The organism is Alkalicella caledoniensis, assembly GCF_014467015.1.
GTDB classification, from domain to species: Bacteria; Bacillota; Proteinivoracia; order Proteinivoracales; family Proteinivoracaceae; genus Alkalicella; species Alkalicella caledoniensis.
In genome coordinates this window covers 18,071-36,838 of sequence record NZ_CP058559.1, presented here as the reverse complement: position 1 = coordinate 36,838, position 18,768 = coordinate 18,071, and the positions used below count along the sequence as shown (strand labels likewise).

The window sequence follows — 18,768 nt, the reverse complement described above, 5'->3', positions numbered from 1 at the left end:
GAACAAATCAAATTAAAGGAGGGAAAAGATGGCAAAATTAACTGGATTAGGACTTTTTGTATTAGAGATTACAGCATTGATTTCAGCAGGTAAAACTGTAACAATTGAAGAGATAGAAAAGCATATCGATAATGAAGATGTAATAGAGTTTATCACTGAAAGATTTAAAGAATCACTTAATGTTGATTTCATAAATGGAATTTATGATGTTGAGGGTTTAAACAAGTACTTTGGTAATTACTCAGGGTATATTAATGGAAATGAATCTAGAAAATATGGGATTGTAAAGAAAAATGATGGTTTGTTACTATTAATATCACTAGTATCGGATAAAGTTGAAACAGAATGTAGATCTTGGGAAATATAAATTCGAGGAGGTATAAAATGGGAACGAAAAAAGTGGTTTTTATTGCTTTTGCAATAGAGGATGAAAGACAAAGAGATTTTTTAAAAGGACAGTCATTAAATACAAATTCTCCATTTGAATATGTAGATATGTCTGTGAAAGAACCTTATGCAACTGATTGGAAAGATAGGGTGAGAACTAGAATTAAAAGGTCGGATGGTGTTATAGTATTGGTGAGTAAAAATTCTCTTAGCTCAAGTGGTCAAAAATGGGAAATCAAGTGTGCTAAAGAAGAGAAGAAAAAAATATTAGGTGTATGGGCATATAAAGATGACAGAACTAACATTGAAGGAGTAAATACAAAAGTTTGGACTTGGGATAATATAACTAATTTTATTGATAGTTTATAGATTGAGGGGGTGGATGTATGAGAGCTGCACTTATTGTAGGTATAAACTATTATCAAAGTGGTTCACCATTGTTTGGTTGTGTCAATGATGCCTATTCTGTGAAATCGATACTTGAAAGAAACGATGGAGGCGGTGTTAATTTCGATTGTGAAATTATGACGGGTACTGGACCAACTGATTTAGTATCTAGAGCAGATTTGAAAGATAATATCGAGGAATTATTTAAGAAAGACATTGAAGTTGTATTATTTTATTTTGCAGGACATGGCCATATAGAATCATCAGGCGGTTACATAATGGCTAGTGATTCAAGAAGGGGTGATGAAGGAGTATCTCTTTCTGAAATTATAACTTATGCGAATAATTCACCAGCAAAAAATAAAATTATTATTTTGGATAGTTGTCATTCAGGAATTGCTGGTTCAGACGTATCAAGTCCTCAAGTGGCTAATATAAATGAAGGAGTTACAGTATTAACTGCCTCAACAAAAGATCAATACGCATCAGAAGAAAATGGAAGAGGAGTATTTACAACACTTTTAGTTGATGCATTAAGTGGAAGTGCTGCTAATTTAATTGGAGAAGTAACTCCCGGCAGCATATATGCACATATTGATCAGTCATTAGGAGCCTGGGAGCAAAGACCGGTATTCAAAACAAATGTTAAACAATTTGTGTCCCTAAGAAAAGTTGCACCTCCGATATCATTGGACGATTTAAGATTAATCGCTGAATATTTTCCTGATGCTGGATATGAGTTTAAACTTGATCCTACTTATGAGCCAGAGATGAAGGGCCGAGATCAAGACATGCCAGATCCGATTGAAGAAAATACAGAAATATTCGCAATCTTACAGAAGTATAATAGATTAAATTTATTGGTTCCAGTTGATGCAAAACATATGTGGAATGCTGCGATGGAGAGTAAATCGTGTCGACTTACAGCTTTGGGAGAACATTATCGACGTCTTGTTCAAAAAGAGAGAATTTAGAGACAGTATTATTTGCCGATATTAAAGATTCTGATCTGAGAGATGCTGGGCACAGATAAATGGACCAGTTGATTTTGCATCTGCATTTTATTCTATCTTCTGGTCCCTACAGGCAAGTCACTTAAGCCCCCAAAAGTCACCAAGAAACTATTCCACCACATAAGTAAATTTTGGGAATCTTATATGAGGCTTAGAAGTAATAAGGGTTATATCAACTAAAGCTTAGATTTTAGAGGTACCGGGCACGGACAAGTGGACAAGTTGATTAGGGTGATGGAGAGATGAGCAGCTATACAGAATAAACAGATAGGAAAATAGGCTGGTATCAAGATCGGTAGTGAAGATGATATTGCAGATATGCATGATTACATTGACACCGAGAATAAGTTTGACAATCCTGATGAGCAGTGAAAGAGAACGGACAAATAAAGAATAAAGACATAACAGAATAATACAGACATAACACATCGAAGAGAACGGGCATGAAGAGAGTAAGTTAGATAGCTTTGTCCGTTTTATTTATAAATGAAGGTGTCAGAATATTTTGCTGATATGGGGAGGAGTGTTTTGATGGATAGTGCATTTATAACATATGCATCGGATGTCTTAGGAGAAACCAATACTGGGTTATCTGGCAGTAAAATAGCTGAGTATTCCACTGCTTATGCGGTGAAATTCGACGTAAATATACCTTATAGTAATTATCCGTTTCCGGATTCTGCACCTAATAAGAGAACTGCACTGAGAAAAAATATAATGGCATTTAATGATGAACAGCAGTTTTTCATCATTAAGGAGCTTTGTGATTTACCTGATTTTGCAGGTAATGAGGATGCTAAGGCTTTAAAAACAAAGCTCTTATCAAAGTATGGAAAACTATATACTGATATACTTATCAGTGAACTCGAATTAGTTCAGGAGACTATTCATTGGTTGAGTCAGTATCCTAGATCATTGAAAGTATATAACGAGGCTCTAGTTAAATATGACAATAGAATTTATGAACGCAATATTCTTGATGATATGAGGTTGGCTTTTGAATTATTACTTAAAGAAATACTAGGGAATGGGAAAAGTCTAGAGAACCAAATAGCTGAAATTGGACAAGCTCTTAAACAAACGGAAGTATCTAAAGAGTTAAGGAATATGTTTAATGCCTTGATTAACTACTATAAGGATTACCAGAATACCTACATAAAACATGATGATAATGTGAACGTCAATGAAATAGAATATATGATTGAGCTGACAAGCCTATTGATGAAATTCTTGATTAGAACCATTAAGTAGATGTATTTAGGATTAGAACAGTATTACAAGATCATTAGAACAAAGAATTACAGAAACGGAGGGAGGAACATGATGAAAGCAGGAGAACGTAATGAGTTGATTGTTACACTAATGGAAGGCTACATTCAAAAGGCAAACGATGGAGAGTATACTATGGAAGATAACTTTAAGCCTGACTTAGATGGGATTTTTGAATCTAAGGACTTTGGGATTAGAGAAGTTGTACTGACATCATTAATTGGCAAGATGGTTGATGAAGATTTCACTCCCGCCAGTGATTTTTATGCTTGCAGTCCAAGAGCGATTTTTGAAGGTCCGATTAGAAATACATTATTGAAGTACAGTATCCCCAATAAAAAATCAGGCCCGTTGAATATTGCTAAAGCACAAAGCAAGCTGGATGATGCATGGGCAGAGGACAGGAGAGACAAAGTCGCTGCAAGATGCGCTGGAAGAATTGGGGTCAGGCCTGCAATTGTGCAATTCTCCCACAAATGTGATAGTTTTAGGTAAAATTTATATAGATAATTTATCGAAAATTTTTATATCCTCATCAAAGAGGATATTTTTTAATTCAATAGGTTTTTTTGTCGTAATAAAGGAAATCACTCTATAGATATAGAATTAGTAATTGAGAAATTATTCAGATTTTGGGGGGTGTTCTCTTATGCCAAGGAAACCTAGAATCGAGTATCCAGGAGCATTTTACCACGTTATGTGTAGAGGGAATAACGGGGAGTTTAATCTCCGTGACGATGAAGATAAGGAATTATACCTATTCCTTATTGAAAAATATAAAGAACGTTATTACTTTAAGATATATGCTTATTGTATAATGGATAACCATGTACACATGCTTATAGTGTAAATGCTAATATAAAAGTATACCACTTGGGCACCTAACGCTACTGAATTTGTTTACCACCTATCAAATAATCCTGTAAAATATAGCTATATATTTTGCGGGAGGTGAGGGTGTGAAAATAGAAGTGGATATATACAAAGAAATTAGAATGGGTGCTCTTAGAGGAGAGTCTCAAAGATCCATTGCAAAAAGATTAGGAATTTCAAGACCAACGGTTAAAAAGTACTATGACGGCTCTTCTCACCCAGAGTCCAGAAAGTCATATGAAAGAGATCCGGACATAGTAACTGACGAGGTTAAATCCTTTATCTTAGAATGTTTTGACTTGGATAAAAGAGAAAATGTAAAGAAACAAAAACACACTGCTAAGAAGATTTATGATCGTCTTGTTAAGGAAAAAGGATTTACTGGTGGAGAGTCTACAATACGGAAAGCTGTTAAGGCTTTACGTGAAGAACAAAAAGTTCCTCCTCAAAGCAATGTCCCCCTATCTTATGAGCCTGGTGAAGCTGTTCAGATAGATTGGGGTGAAGCAACTGTATATCTTAGCAATGAAAAAACTAAGCTATACACTTTTTGTGCTAGGCTTTGTTACAGCTGTGATATCTTCGTCCAAGTATTCAAATCAGCTAACGAAGAATCTTTTTTGGAAGCTCAACAAAGAATGTTTGACTTCTTCGGTGGTATCCCAGTTCGCCTTATTTTTGATAATGCTAAGGTGGCGGTAAAAGAAGGCTTTGGAATTTATGCTAAACCACAGAAACGATATCTCTCATTTAGCGCTCACTACGCCTTCAATCTTGACTTTTGCAATCCTGCTAAAGGGAATGAAAAAGGGCTAGTTGAAAACTTAGTGGGATATTCAAGGAGAAACTTCCTAGTCCCAATTCCTAGGACTTCAAATATCGAAGAATTGAACCAAAGACTTTGGGATGATTGTTTGAAATATAGAGAAAAGCACCATATAGCCGGTCGAGTTCATTCTGTAAAAACAATGTATACAGAAGAGTTGCCTTACCTTAGTTCCATACCCTCATTCCGCTTTGATACTAGTAAATCAATCGTAGCGACCGTAGATGATTATTCAACGGTACGCTATGAAAAGAATTATTATTCAGTGCCTACTAAATATCTAAGAAAAGAAGTAACAGTCAAGGGCTATGGAAATACAATTCGAGTGATATACCAAAATACTGAGATTGCTGCACACAGTAGAGCATATCACTCTGGGCACACTCAATATCAGCTAGAGCACTACATTGACTTAATTGAGAAAAAGCCAAGATCTGTATTTAACGCAAAGCCTGTTAAACAGAATGTAACAAGCGAACTTCTTAAATGGGGAAAAGAACTGCCAGGTGGTAATAGGGAAATGGTTAAACTTTTACGCCTCTGTCTAGACTATGGCGAAGAGTATATCCTTGATTTAAAAAGGTCTATACCTAGCACCACAGCACCTTCCGTAGATATGATAAGGACTTATTTAAATAAACCCGTTAATGTACCAACCATTAAAATGAGTAAAGAGGTCCCTGTAGAACCAGTAGATCTTAATCAATATGATAAAAAATATGGAATGGTGGTGCATTAATGAGTAAAATAAATGTAAATGCAGAGACGATTGCGCTTTACGCAAAGCAGTTAAAAGTACCTTCTTTCAACAGGTACGACGATGTAATACGGCAGTTAGATAACAATAAAAGCTATGAGAACTTTCTCATAGAACTGCTAAAAATGGAGTCATTATCAAGAATGGAAAGCAGCCAAAAGAGGAAGATAAATGCCGCAAAGTTCCCCTACATAAAAACATTCGACGAACTTAATTTAAACAGATACGAATATGTTTCAGAGGCGTGTTTCCACGAGCTTGCTACATGTGATTTTGTTAGAAAGAGACAAAACATAGTCATGATTGGTAACACTGGAAGAGGAAAAACTCACTGCTCGATTGCTCTAGGAATAAAGGCCTGTATGCAGGGATTAAATGTTAAGTTCTATACTGCTGCTAACTTATCTAATGAACTAATTGAGGCCATGGAGTATAAACGCCTACTTAAGTTTGAAAAACAGTTAGCTAAAACAGATTTATTGATTATCGACGAAATGTCGTATTTGACGTTTAATAGACATCAATCAGAGTTACTTTTCAAAGTTGTTGCAGATCGAGCAGAAAAAAGGAGCGTCATAGTTTCTACTAACTTAAAGTTTTCAGAGTGGACAACCCTATTTGAAAACGAAACAATGGTCGCTGCATTAGTTGATAGACTTACATTTAGATCTCACGTACTTAACATGAATGGCACATCATATCGCAGTGAAAACTCCGAACAAGATTTGGGTTAATTAAACTAAGGAAATACTCGTTGGGTATTTCCTATTATTAAACAACTTTGTGGTAAACTTTTTGAGTAGCAAAAACTATGCTGGTGGTAAACTTTTTCGATATCACTAGTGGTAAACAAATTGAATAGCAAGTGGTAAAAAAATTCGTTGACATTCGCACTTATAGAAACTGGAGATATGGCTTTATCTAAAATCATGCAAGGAATACAACAAAGTTTTACCCAAAATTATAATATTAAGCATGATAGGACTGGTCATGTTTTCCAACAGAGATATAAAGCAACACTGGTTGATGGAGACTCCTACTTGCTGCAACTGGTGAAGTACATACACAGAAACCCTGTTAAAGCATGGATGAAAGAAGGTCTTAATTATAAGTGGAGTAGCCATCAAGACTATCTTAAAGTGAATACAAAGTCAGTAGTAGAGGTAGAGTTTGTTCTAAAAATGTTAGGTAAAGTTATTAAGCGTGGCTTAAAAGAGTATAAGCGTTTTATGAATTTAGAACAGGGAAAGCTAGATATAAAAGAGTTTACTTTCGATGAAGAAGAGCTATATGCTACATTAGAGGAAGTCAAAGAGATGAAAACTAATTCTCCTAATAATAAATACAGTGTTATGCAAATAATCAAGTGTGTTAGTGTAATATCCAATATGAGTTTAGATGAAATCACCAAAAAAAGTAAAAATAGGAAGCATGTTAATGCTCGCAAAGCTATTGTTATACTTTGTTCAAAATATGCTGAGATTACTAACATTGAACTAGGGAAGATCCTGAACATATCACCATCAGTTATTGCTAGAATTAAAGGGGAAGGTACTGTTTCGCAGGAAGTGAAGAGAATGACAGAGGATGGAATTGCACTATTGCAGTCCTGACTCTTTTTCATTAAATACTGAATTATGTTTAAATGCCACTTAATTACTGTGTCAATATAGCATCTACGACATGGTCACCTTTTACATTGAGCCCCCGGAGTGGTGTTTCGGATGATAAAGGGTGTAAAAAACTGCCATATAAGGCTAAACCATAGAGTGATAAGTATTAGTCGTGAGTGGTAAAAAATGATAATTATTGAATAAATTAGTAGTATTAGCTATAACTAGAGGGTGGACGGTGCCGGGAACAAAATTAATAAGTTATTAAATATTCTCACAATATTGTGTATAAAATACACAACAAATCATCCAAATTGGTAAGCTGCAGATATAGTCCACTGAGCCTTGATGGGTTGTGGTGTTTTTTTGGCTCTTTGTCAAATTTTTTAGAGATTTCTTGATGTGTATGCTTAATGAGCAATTTTACTCGTTAATTAGTGGTCACTTTTAATTGTGAATCAATACTAAGTTCAAGATTAAATTTACTAGTTTTCAAACCTTGTAAATTTAAGGTTTTAAGCAGAAGGGAAAGATAAGTTATATGGTTCCAGTTTTGTATTTTTTCTTATTAATTTTTGAGGGGGATAAGTTAATGAAGTTAAGTAGTACTGAACTGCTAGAATTAAGAAAGGTTAAGATATGGGAAAAGAATTATATTGAAAAAAATCAGAATAAAATACTAGCAAAGAGTGGCCAATTTATTTCAAACTCTCTAGATAAAGTTTCAAAGGCTAGTCCTGAGTATGTGAGAAAATTATCTGGTAAGGTTACTGAAGCTACACAAACTGCGCTGGTAGGTTGTATGGACGCGGGTCAAGATTTGGTTAAGTATACGTACGATAAAGATAAGGCTGTTAAGAGATTTAAGAATGACGGAGTTTCTTCTTTAAAAGACTTAGTTAAAGTCGATGTTTCTAAATTGGATGAGTTAGCTAGAGGCGTTGTGTTTGAGAACAAGGTGGCTGGAGGAGTTGAGGGATTTGTAATGGGACTAGGTGATATTACTGCGGCTATAATTGACATTCCGATATTCTTCACTCTGACTTTTAGAGTAATGCAACAGATAGCAGCAATTTATGGCTATGACCCAGAAGACCCTATAGAAAAACTATATATGATTAAGCTTCTATCTTTTGGAACAGCAGTAAAAACTAGTGGGAAAATTGCAATACAGGCGGAGTTGCAAATGCTCAGAATAGCCATAAAAAGGTTCTCATTTATGAAGTTAGAGGAAATTGGAGGTAAATATGCTGTAATTATTGCAGCAAGAAATGTAGGGAAAAATGTAGGTAAAAGGCTCACTCGTAAAACATTACTAAAAGGGATTCCAATGGTAGGCGGAGTATTTGGAGGTTTTTTTAACTACGGCTTCATTAAGGACATAGCTGAGGTAGCGAATATGATGTACAAAAAAAGGTATTTGGAGGATAAGTTAGAGACAGAGATACTATTTGACTCTTTAGCATAGTTTGACAAGAGAGCATGTTGTCAGACACTAACTGACAGGTCGAGTAGGCGGAACCTCGCGATTCCAACCCCTCACAGAACCGCACGGGCCCTATTAAGGCATATGGCTCTTCACTACACCTTTACATAATGTAGCTACTCCTGCACCTAATTGGAATATATTTACATGCATCCTCGCCCTTGGCAGGAAAAGATGGACAGAGTACATGGAAGGCGGAAAGACATATGATGAAGAGCGGGAATGCTATAATGGTAGATTTTGTATCGACAATCCTATTGTAGTTTTGATATAAATTTACTTACAAAGATAAAGTTTAAATTACTGGAAGGAGGAGAAAAAATGGCAACATCATCTTTTGATAAAAAATTTGTGCTAGATACTAAGAAAGCTGTTGACTCTTTTCTGAAAATAGCTAATACTCCTCCAAAGAGTGTTAAAATAGAGAGAGGATTAGTTTCACGAGAACAAGAGTCGCGAGGTGAGAAAAAATTAAAAAGAATATTATCTCGCTAAAAAAGTTGATAGAAATGAGTGATGAGCATAAAGCTCAAGAACTTATTTCTATTTTTATTTGTAAAAAGGATAGTGACCTCTGCAAAACCCTCCATGCTAGAAGCAGTTTAATGTTTTACCAGATGGCTTCCCAGAAGACGAGTTCTTCTTTGTACCAATCAATGCATATAACATCTCAAAGGATAATGGGTATGACGTAACATAGACTTAGAAGTTAGTAAGGTTGACTTGACACGATAAACCAATGATGATATGTTTTAGGTGTAAGGTCAACATTACAGGAGGATGAGATATGAAAAACAGGTTAAAGGAACTAAGGGAAAGCCATGGACTTACTCAAGAGCAATTAGGTGAGCTTATCGGTGTTTCGAGGCAAGCGATTAATGCCATTGAAACAGAGAAATATGAACCTTCCATATGGATGGCCTTTGACATCAGCAAAGTATTCCAATGTTCCATTGAAGAGATATTTCTTTTTGAGGAAAGCCAGAGAAAATCCAGGGCTCAGCAAAGCAGAGGTGTGGTTTAAATGGGCATAAGACAAATTAGACCCTTTGGTGATAAAATCCTTAGGAAAAAAAGCAAACCAGTGGATGTAGTGGATGATAGAATAAGGAAAATATTAGACGATATGGCAGACACGATGTACGACACAGAAAATGGTGGCGGGTTAGCAGCAGTTCAAGTAGGGATACTAAAGCGCTTGGTTGTAATTGATATGGGAGAGGGGCTTATAAAGCTTGTCAATCCTGAGATTATAAGAGCCGAAGGAGTTCAGGAGGTAATTGAAGGATGTTTGAGCATGCCAAATATTTATGGAAAATTAAAAAGGCCTGCTAAAGTTAAAATCCGTGCATTAAATGAATATGGTCAAGAAATCATATTGGAGGGAAAAGGGGATATGGCAAAATGTTTTTGCCATGAGATAGATCATTTAGACGGTGTCCTATTCACTGATTTAGTTACGGAATATGCTAGCATAAAATAGATGCAGGATGGGGTCAGGTTACTAAAAGCTGCCTTCGAATCAGAAAGACTGCTCTACATTAAATAATAAATAATAAATAATAAATAATAAATTGGAGGTAGGTTCTTTGGTTAAGAGTATAGGTATGATAAGGCTTTTAATTTTGCCGTAAAAGCTATCAAGCTATATCAGTTTCTTTAGAATCTAAAAGAGAGTATGTTTTATCTAAACAGATATTGCGTTCAGGAACTAGTATTGGTGCTAATATTAAAGAAGCTCTTTTCGCTCAGAGTAAGAAAGACTATTTATCAAAGATGAATATTGCACTATTGCAGTACTGACCCCATCCACCTTCAGGTAAACTAGAGTTCATTAAGAGGTTTAAACCACAATTCATCCAAATTAGTAAGCTGAGACATGGGCTTAGTAGCTAGGGATGTGTGTGTGTTTTGTTGTATGGGGGGATATAATTACCTTAATATTTTATCCATACGGACCTTTTAAGAGTGCTTTTGCAGTTATTAAAGGGAATTTTCAGTCAGGCGTGGAATAAAGTATACTTAGAACAGATGGAAAAGTTGTATTCCAAAGAGGGGTTGGTGTGTACATTGGTAGATGGAAAAGTACTTGGTATTGGTAATACGGCAACTGTGTATAAGTTGTCTAATGAAAAAGTCCTAAAACTTTTTAACAAAGGCTATCCAAAAGATGCGGTGGAAAGAGAATTTTCTAATGCAAAGATGATAGAGAAAATGGGATTTTTAAAACCACAAGCATATGAGATGATTAAAGTTGAGGGTCAAATGGGCATCATTTATGATATGGTTCAAGGATACTCATTGGTAGAGTGGGTTATGAGAACAGGTAATGTGGAAGAATGTGCTTCACTGATGGCCAAATTGCATAAGGAAATTCTAGATAATTCCGTTGATAAAGTTCCCGATTATAAAGGGTTATTAAAGCATGATATTTTAAGAGCTCGAAATGTTGACCCTGTCAAACTAGAGAAAATATTACAGAAGCTAAATGCTTTACCAGAGGGAGATGTTCTTTGTCATGGAGACTTTCACCCAGGTAATATTATGATTTCCAATGGCAAACCTGCAATATTAGACTTTATGAACATATGTCGAGGAGTTTATTTGTTTGATGTTGCGAGAACTGTTTTTTTAGTGGAGTACACCCCCGTACCCAATGATATTAAAGATAAAGAAATGCTTCTGAAATTAAAGGTAGCACTGGCAGACTCATATCTACGGGAAATGAATGTAAGTAGAAATATGATACAGGACTATCTAGATGTCATAGATGTGGCACGTCGTGGCGAATGTCCTGAAGAAGAGAGAAGGTCTGATAACTGTAGGGATTAAACTAATGTACAATGCTTCAAATCCTACATTTAGTGAGATTACCTTAAAACGAATACCTCTGATGCAGAGAAAAATCAACTAGATGAAGAACCACAAGGGAAAGAAAATTCCTTTAGCAGAAGCAATTCATAGCTTTCAATAAAAAAAATGTTGATGATAAGCAGACAAATTTGATTGTTTCTCTCTCAAATCTCTTGTACAAGATAAATCTTGATGAAAAAGATAAGAAATTATTATGGAAGTCTTTCAAAGGTAACAAGAAGTTCTTGTCTTCCATAGAAATGTCAAGGAAGGAATTTGAATTTTCAATCATTGGAACAGTAAATGATGCTCTTGAGCATAAGTATAGTTCAGAAAAAGATTGTTATGATTACAATCAACCTACTGAGCATGGAGCTTGATAGCGAATATCAAAAACGAAAACGAACACACAATGAAGTTTGAAGACTAAAGCTTTATGCCGAATTTAAGAAATACCACCATTTCCAAGCATTTTCTAGGCAATAGTGGTAAAATGACATTATGAGCCTTTTTCCGGCATTTTTAAATAACTGTATTGAAATTTAGGAGGATACCAATGAACCAAGTAATAGATTACATTATGTCGCTAACGAACTTATATGGACTAGTACATAAGGATAAGGTTTTAGAGATTTGCAATATTCAAAATGATGAGAAGATAGATTTGGAAGTAATAGACAAAATAATGAAAGAAGCACCAGAGATGCTTGCCAAAAACTTTGTTGAAATTAACGGGGACTACTTTGTTAGTGAAACTATAATGGAGTTTGATGAATTTGAGACTCAGTTAATGCAGCGTAAGGGGAAGCCTTTTTACATACCAAAGAAGGAGGAGCTTTTAAAGTATAAAAACGAAACCTACTTTGAGGTTCCCAAGGAGTATGAGGATTTACTTAGTTACATAGCTAATAACTTAACTGATGGCGATGAGCATTTCGCAGAAATATTGTGTGAAGACATTCAGGGAATATGCCAATTTGCTTTTTCTGTTAGCACTATATTTGATATTTTTAATAGGAATGAAATTAGTTTTAAAAGCGAGAAGCAAATTTCAGAACTGATGGAATTAGTAATGAAACTTGCCAATAATACAAGACTTTGGGAAAATAACGGGCATACACCAAATGAGATATTTGAAAAGATAGAAAAGCCTAATTTAAGGCCGCTTCCTAAAGAACGATTCCCTGGCTTTATGAACTTCGAGGAAATGGATACCACAAATAAAAAGAGTGGACCAAAAAAAGTAGGTAGAAACGAACCATGTCCTTGTGATAGTGGGAAGAAATATAAAAAATGCTGCGGAAAGTAATGGGGCAATATAGTAAACAGATATTTTCATGGACTTTAGTATTACTTTGGATGGGACTCATCTTTTACATGTCAGCCCAACCAGCAACCCAATCTCAGGAAATGAGCAAAGGTGTAGTTGAGGTTGTTGTACAGACAGTTGAAAGAGTAGCTCCAAGTTTGGCAGAGCAGTTGGATATAAGGTATTTACACCATATAGTAAGGAAGAACGCCCATTTTATTATTTACCTAATACTTGGAGTGTTGGTTATAAATGCCCTCAATGTTAGTGTAGTAGAAGGTTGGAAAGGGATAGTTTTCGCTCTATCCATATGTATACTCTATGCCATTAGTGATGAGGTTCATCAGCTATTTGTCCCTGGTAGAAGCGGGGAAGTAAGGGATGTTATAATTGATAGTGCCGGTTCCAGCGTAGGAATAGGGGTTTATTTGGGACTAACTAACGTGATGGAAAAGGTTCGAGCTAGGGGAGAGAACGGTGGTATATTTTAAGGATTAAGGAGGTGACAACCAATGTCAGTAATAGACTTTAATGCAATGAAAATTGGAACACCATTACCAAGACCATCCAAGGGAGATTACTTAGTAACGTGTTCTGTGTAAAATGCGGTGTCACAACCATAGTAGATTACTCAATTCAAAATGATGAGTTTGGTAATCTACTCAGTGGGAAGTGTCAGAAGTGTGGCCAGAGTGTCGCAAGGTTAATTGAGGATGAGGAGTAGAGGTAGTAGTGAGATATAATGGGGTGGGGCTTAGATCCTATCCTTTTTTATTACTATTTTAGAGGCTTCCTTACTAGAAAATCCAAAAACCTAATGAAAATGGATAAAGTAGCTGTAATAACCCAAAGTGTAAGTTTATATGATAGAATGTATGTGCTATAATATGTATAATTAAAATTTTGTTTGTGTAGTTTAATAAAATATTAAGTGGGTGTTAGGTATGGAAAATGAAATAATATGTTATTGCTCTAGTGTTAGTAAGGGAAAAATACTAGAAGCTATGGCAAATGGAGCAAAATCTTTACAAGACATTAGAGATATGACAGGTGCTTGCACCCTAGGTAAATGTAAAGAATTAAGTCCAACAAAGAGATGCTGTTCTTGTAATATTGTTAAGATACTGAATAAAAATCAATAGTATGAGCTAAAAGAGAGGGAAAAACAGATAATTTTTGAAGGAGGCCACTGAAGAGTAAAATGAAGAATAGAACCTATATGGCATTTGATTTAAAATCCTTTTATGCTTCGGTGGAGTGTATAGAACGAGGACTTGATCCCATGACAACTAACCTAGTTGTTGCTGATGCAAGCCGTACAGAAAAAACCATCTGCCTCGCTGTATCTCCCTCATTAAAAGGGTACGGCATTTCTGGTAGGGCGAGGCTGTTTGAGGTAGTGCAGAAGGTCAGGGAAGTAAACGCATTACGAAAAAGCAAAGCACCGGGGCGAGTTTCTTCCGGTGCTTCCTTCAACGATTCTGAATTGAAATCCTCACCGAGTATCTCCCTTGACTATATTGTTGCTCAGCCTCAAATGGCGCGTTATATAGAGTACAGTACACAGATTTACAATATCTATTTGAAGTACATCGCCCCTGAAGATCTTCATGTTTACTCCATTGATGAGGTATTCATTGATGCTACCAATTATTTGAACACCTACAATCTTTCAGCCCGTGAACTTGCCACGAAAATGATTACGGATGTTATTAAAACCACCGGTATTACTGCAACAGCTGGAATTGGCACAAATCTGTATCTTTGCAAGATAGCTATGGATATTCAGGCAAAGAATACCCCAGCTGATCAAAACGGTGTGCGGGTAGCTGAACTTGACGAAATGAGTTATCGCCATTTGCTTTGGTCACACCGGCCCCTAACTGACTTTTGGCGTGTTGGCAAAGGTTACGCCAAGAAACTGGAGGATCAAGGTCTCTTTACTATGGGAGATATTGCAAGATGCTCCCTAGGTAAAGCCACCGATTATTACAATGAGGATTTACTGTACAAATTGTTCGGCATCAATGCTGAGTTGTTAATCGACCATGCATGGGGATGGGAACCATGTACTATCGCTGATATTAAAGCATATAAGCCAAGTACAAACAGTATTGGATCGGGGCAAGTGTTGCAATCTGCCTATACCTTTGACAAAGCGAAGCTGATTGTGCGGGAAATGACCGATCTCCTTGTCCTCGATTTAGTGGACAAAAGGCTTGTGACGGACCAGCTTGTTTTGACAGTTGGATATGATATTGAAAATCTGTCAAACTCTAAAGAAACGAAATCATATCACGGGAAGATTACCACTGACCACTATGGGCGTGCTGTTCCGAAATCTGCACATGGAACCACAAATCTTGGTAGACAGACATCCTCTACAAAGCTAATCATGGGTGCCGTCACAGAGTTGTTTGAGCGCATCGTTGATAAAAATCTCCTGGTCAGGAGAGTCAACATTGCAGCGAATCATGTTGTGGATGAGGCAAATGCTAAAGAAAAAGATACATATGAACAGCTTGATCTCTTTACAGATTACGAGACTGTGAATGTGAAAAAAGAGGAAGAAGAAGCCGAACTTGCACGTGAAAAAAAGATTCAGAAAGCAATGCTTCAGATAAAAAAGAAATACGGCAAAAACGCCGTTCTAAGGGGTATGAATCTGGAGGAAGGGGCTACCACAATAGACCGAAACAAGCAGATTGGAGGGCATAAGGCATGACGAGTAAATACCATGACATCATCAATCTACCGCGTCATGTCTCTACGAAACGCCCTCCTATGACTGCCATTAATCGGGCAGCTCAGTTTTCCCCATTTGCTGCACTGACTGGACATGATGCCGCTATCAAAGAAACTGCAAGATTAACTGACCAGAGAGTAGAATTGGACGAATATACTAAGGACATCTTGAACCATAGGTTACAAATCCTAGCAGATAGCATTAATGAGCATCCTGAAATGGCAATCACCTACTTTCAACCAGATGCAAAGAAGAGCGGCGGGGCATATGTTACTGCAACTGGCAGGGCTAAAAAGATAGACATCTATGAACGGGTTGTTATTATGACCGATGCTACTGTAATCCCCATAGACGAGATCATTAGCATTGAGGGGCAGATATTTGAAGCAATTCTTAAATAACATGATAACTTATATTAAGGGATATAAGTCAAAGGGAGGTAAAAGTATATGTTTAGGGAAATGAGAAGAAAGAAACAGTTATTATCAATCGATGACACGATTGCTGTATTGGAAAGATGTACCAATGGTGTACTGGCTTGTATAGGTGATGATGACTATCCATATGCAGTTCCACTTAGCTATGTTTATTACAATGGTAAGATATATTTTCACTCTGCAAAGGCAGGGCACAAGATTGATGCTATTACTAAAAATTCGAAGGTATCATTTTCAGTAATTGATGAAGACAAAATAGTAAGTGAAGAATATACTACTTATTTCCGGAGCGTAATCGCTTTCGGAAGAGCAAGATTTGTTGAAGGTGATGAATGGTTTAATGCTTTTGAAGCTTTGGTTGAAAAGTACTCAGGGGATCAGCCAAAAGAAGCCAAACATAAAGAAATAGCAGGATGTACACGATCTCATATCATTGCAATTGATATTGACCACATAACTGGCAAAGAGGCTAAAGAATTGGTGAGAGCAAAGAAGTAGATGCAAGATCCCTTGATCAAGGGTTCATAACCAACAAATGAATTACTTGTTGAAAGAAGTGTAAGTGATGATGTAGAAGGAGATAGTAGACGTAAAGATGTTATGAAAAATTTACCAAGCTAGGCAGTAGAACCTATAGTCTGCTGCTTTTTTTGTGCCTTTACATAAATTTGTGATAAGAAGTTGGTTTAACTGTGGCTGTCTCAGTTAAAGGTTACTGTTTTTTCTTGGAAAGTGTCTCGATCTACTTGACACTTTTATATCCCGATAACATAATTAGACTGATGTAGGAATTTAGGTTAAATTTTTTTAGATTTATGCAATAAAATTGATGTCTCGGTGGTTAACTGAGTGAAGTGAAGGGAGCTCACGATGATACTATTTGCAAACGTACTGGGGAACCCAGTTCCAAAACAGGAAAAACCTAAATTACCCCATATAGATGAAAGAATTTTTCGACGAATAGGTGATGATGACCCGGAAGCCCTAAAAGAGCTTTACCAGTCTACTCACGTTGTTTTGTATGCTTTTATCCTCTCCATGGTGAAAAATCATGAGGATGCATTAGATCTTGTACAGGACACGTTTATAAAAATCCGTACAGCAGCCCATTTATATAAACCCATGGGAAAACCACTAGCATGGATGTTTACCATCGCAAAAAATTTGACTCGAAACAAGATACGATGGTATCAACGGTTTGTTAATCCCGAGTCCTTGGATTTCGAAAATGATACGAAATTTTCCTATGTATCGGATCCTGAGGATCGCATGGTATTGACGGCAGCAATGGACATTTTAAGTGAAGAGGAACGACAGATTGTTATCCTTCATAGTGTTGCAGGCTTTAAACACCGGGAGTTGGCAAAAAATCTTGATATGCCCATTGCAACAGTGTTGTCAAAATATCATCGAGCTCTAAAAAAATTACGTGCGGAATTACTGATAAGGGGGAAGCATCTTGAAGAATAAAGAAATTCGTCTGCGATTAGAACGGTCAGTTAATGAAGCACCCGTAGATTTGTTCCAATCAATACAGGATGCCCCTATGAAAAAATTGCTAAAGCACGATGCTATTACTGACCAGAAAAAGGACAAAATTCATATAAGCTTTCTGAAGCCATTAACCATCGGACTTTCTTTTATACTCATCCTTGTGGCGTTTACAGGATGGTACCAATACTTTCTTAGCCCTGACAGCTACATCTATTTTGATGTGAATCCCGGAATTAAAATCGTCACAAATCGTCAAAACCAAGTGATTGAACTTATAGGGATTAACCAAGAAGGCAAAGAGATTGTGGAATCCATCGATTACCGAAGGAAGGACTTGGACCTCGTTCAACAACAATTGTTGGATCAATTTATGGAAAAAGGTATATTAGAAGATCCAAGACAAGTGATGCTAGTTTCAGTCCTAAACAAAGATCAGGATAAAAGCTTAGAAGTGGTTCAAATGTTCGATCGCAGAATTCATGAGTATTTCAAAAATGAGGATCTTAAACTTGTGGTTCTGCGCCAGGTCTTAGAGAAAAGCAATACTTTGGAAGAATTTGCAGAAACCTATCAGGTCTCCATGGGGAAAATTACATTTATCCGAAACCTAATGATTCTCAACCCTGACTTCCTTTTGGAAGAATTAGTAGAGTTAAGTTTAGAAAAATTACTGATTTTGTCACTTGAAACAGGATTAGAGCTTGATAGAGTAATTGATTCGGATGATGATTACGAAAAAATTCGTATACCGGACATTGATGATAAATCAGAACCTAAGCTTGAACCTAATCCTGAACCTAAGCTTGAACCTAATCCTGAGCCTAAGCTTGAACCTAAGCCTGAGCCTAAGCCTGAGCCTAAGTTTGAACCAAGACCTACGCTGGGAAGATTGAGTGTGAAGAAAGCCATAGAAATTGCATTAGGTGAAGTTGGAGGCGGGGTTGCGGTAAAATTCGGGTATGATTACGATGATGTTGAATATGAAATTACCATTTATTTTAACGGATATGAGCATGAAATCGAAATGGATGCTTATACGGGGCGGATTAAGGAAATTGATATTGATGACTTTGATGACGACGATTGGAATGAAGGAGACCCAAAAATGGATGAACTAATTGGGATCAATGGTGCAAAGGAAATTGCCCTTGGCAGGGTAGGTGGTGGGCGAATTGAAGAAATTGAACTGGAAGAAGAGGATGGTCGTTTCATCTATGAAGTGGAAGTGGAATATAACGGAAGGGAATACGAATTAGAAATAGATGCCTACACTGGTAAAATCCTTTCCTTTGACACCAATGATTAACTCAAGGCACAA

At 36.5% G+C, this 18,768-nt stretch carries 22 protein-coding genes and 1 pseudogene; all 23 read left to right on the top strand.

Features of this window, described 5'->3' with window-relative positions; all coding sequences use genetic code 11:
• The first annotated feature begins 28 nt into the window (after positions 1-28).
• Positions 29-367 carry a hypothetical protein gene (locus HYG86_RS00205; RefSeq protein WP_213166985.1) on the top strand — a complete coding sequence of 113 codons (339 nt, stop codon included), beginning with the start codon at positions 29-31 and terminating at the stop codon, positions 365-367.
• Between the two features lie 17 nt (positions 368-384).
• Positions 385-756 carry a TIR domain-containing protein gene (locus tag HYG86_RS00200; RefSeq protein ID WP_213166984.1) on the top strand — a complete coding sequence of 124 codons (372 nt, stop codon included), beginning with the start codon at positions 385-387 and terminating at the stop codon, positions 754-756.
• Positions 757-773: 17 nt separating this feature from the next.
• Positions 774-1,748, top strand: coding sequence for a caspase family protein (locus tag HYG86_RS00195; protein ID WP_213166983.1), 975 nt, complete (start codon positions 774-776; stop codon positions 1,746-1,748).
• Positions 1,749-2,318: 570 nt separating this feature from the next.
• Positions 2,319-3,038, top strand: a complete 720-nt coding sequence (locus HYG86_RS00190) for a hypothetical protein (protein ID WP_213166982.1) — start codon at positions 2,319-2,321, stop codon at positions 3,036-3,038.
• A gap of 69 nt (positions 3,039-3,107) precedes the next feature.
• Positions 3,108-3,551: a hypothetical protein gene (locus tag HYG86_RS00185; RefSeq protein ID WP_213166981.1), complete on the top strand. Its 444-nt coding sequence runs from the start codon at positions 3,108-3,110 to the stop codon at positions 3,549-3,551.
• A 154-nt stretch (positions 3,552-3,705) separates the two neighbouring features.
• The gene (locus HYG86_RS00180; protein ID WP_213166980.1) at positions 3,706-3,906 is read left to right on the top strand and encodes a transposase; all 201 of its coding nucleotides are present in this window, start codon (positions 3,706-3,708) and stop codon (positions 3,904-3,906) included.
• 109 nt (positions 3,907-4,015) lie between these two features.
• Complete coding sequence (gene istA / locus HYG86_RS00175; protein ID WP_213166979.1) at positions 4,016-5,494, top strand: IS21 family transposase; 1,479 nt, start codon at positions 4,016-4,018, stop codon at positions 5,492-5,494.
• Positions 5,494-6,246, top strand: coding sequence for an IS21-like element helper ATPase IstB (gene istB, locus HYG86_RS00170; RefSeq protein WP_213166978.1), 753 nt, complete (start codon positions 5,494-5,496; stop codon positions 6,244-6,246). The genes istA and istB overlap by 1 nt, the downstream gene beginning before the upstream one ends.
• A gap of 147 nt (positions 6,247-6,393) precedes the next feature.
• On the top strand, positions 6,394-7,125 hold the full coding sequence (locus HYG86_RS00165; RefSeq protein ID WP_213166977.1) for a hypothetical protein: 732 nt from the start codon (positions 6,394-6,396) through the stop codon (positions 7,123-7,125).
• Positions 7,126-7,717: 592 nt separating this feature from the next.
• A complete protein-coding gene (locus HYG86_RS00160) occupies positions 7,718-8,593 on the top strand; it encodes an EcsC family protein (RefSeq protein WP_213166976.1) in 876 nt (291 codons plus the stop codon).
• A 339-nt stretch (positions 8,594-8,932) separates the two neighbouring features.
• Entirely contained in the window at positions 8,933-9,106 is a 174-nt protein-coding gene (locus tag HYG86_RS00155; protein ID WP_213166975.1) for a hypothetical protein, read from the top strand.
• A gap of 292 nt (positions 9,107-9,398) precedes the next feature.
• Positions 9,399-9,635, top strand: coding sequence for a helix-turn-helix transcriptional regulator (locus HYG86_RS00150; RefSeq protein ID WP_213166974.1), 237 nt, complete (start codon positions 9,399-9,401; stop codon positions 9,633-9,635).
• Positions 9,636-10,094: a peptide deformylase gene (gene def / locus HYG86_RS00145; protein ID WP_213166973.1), complete on the top strand. Its 459-nt coding sequence runs from the start codon at positions 9,636-9,638 to the stop codon at positions 10,092-10,094.
• Positions 10,095-10,250: 156 nt separating this feature from the next.
• Positions 10,251-10,402, top strand: a pseudogene (locus HYG86_RS00140) (four helix bundle protein); the annotation flags it as partial.
• Between the two features lie 240 nt (positions 10,403-10,642).
• The gene (locus tag HYG86_RS00135; protein ID WP_213166972.1) at positions 10,643-11,443 is read left to right on the top strand and encodes a phosphotransferase; all 801 of its coding nucleotides are present in this window, start codon (positions 10,643-10,645) and stop codon (positions 11,441-11,443) included.
• A gap of 577 nt (positions 11,444-12,020) precedes the next feature.
• Positions 12,021-12,773: an SEC-C metal-binding domain-containing protein gene (locus HYG86_RS00130; protein ID WP_213166971.1), complete on the top strand. Its 753-nt coding sequence runs from the start codon at positions 12,021-12,023 to the stop codon at positions 12,771-12,773.
• Positions 12,773-13,264 (top strand): VanZ family protein, encoded by a 492-nt coding sequence (locus HYG86_RS00125; protein ID WP_213166970.1) that lies wholly within the window; start codon positions 12,773-12,775, stop codon positions 13,262-13,264. Before HYG86_RS00130 ends, HYG86_RS00125 begins: the two co-directional genes overlap by 1 nt.
• Before the next feature lie 453 nt (positions 13,265-13,717).
• Complete coding sequence (locus HYG86_RS00115; protein WP_213166969.1) at positions 13,718-13,915, top strand: (2Fe-2S)-binding protein; 198 nt, start codon at positions 13,718-13,720, stop codon at positions 13,913-13,915.
• Positions 13,916-13,974: 59 nt separating this feature from the next.
• Entirely contained in the window at positions 13,975-15,498 is a 1,524-nt protein-coding gene (locus HYG86_RS00110; RefSeq protein ID WP_213166968.1) for a Y-family DNA polymerase, read from the top strand.
• Positions 15,495-15,920, top strand: coding sequence for a YolD-like family protein (locus tag HYG86_RS00105; RefSeq protein ID WP_213166967.1), 426 nt, complete (start codon positions 15,495-15,497; stop codon positions 15,918-15,920). Before HYG86_RS00110 ends, HYG86_RS00105 begins: the two co-directional genes overlap by 4 nt.
• A 48-nt stretch (positions 15,921-15,968) precedes the next feature.
• Positions 15,969-16,454, top strand: a complete 486-nt coding sequence (locus HYG86_RS00100) for a pyridoxamine 5'-phosphate oxidase family protein (RefSeq protein WP_213166966.1) — start codon at positions 15,969-15,971, stop codon at positions 16,452-16,454.
• Between the two features lie 372 nt (positions 16,455-16,826).
• The gene (locus HYG86_RS00095; RefSeq protein ID WP_213166965.1) at positions 16,827-17,426 is read left to right on the top strand and encodes an RNA polymerase sigma factor; all 600 of its coding nucleotides are present in this window, start codon (positions 16,827-16,829) and stop codon (positions 17,424-17,426) included.
• 76 nt (positions 17,427-17,502) lie between these two features.
• Complete coding sequence (locus HYG86_RS00090; RefSeq protein WP_213166964.1) at positions 17,503-18,756, top strand: anti-sigma-I factor RsgI family protein; 1,254 nt, start codon at positions 17,503-17,505, stop codon at positions 18,754-18,756.
• Positions 18,757-18,768 lie beyond the last annotated feature (12 nt).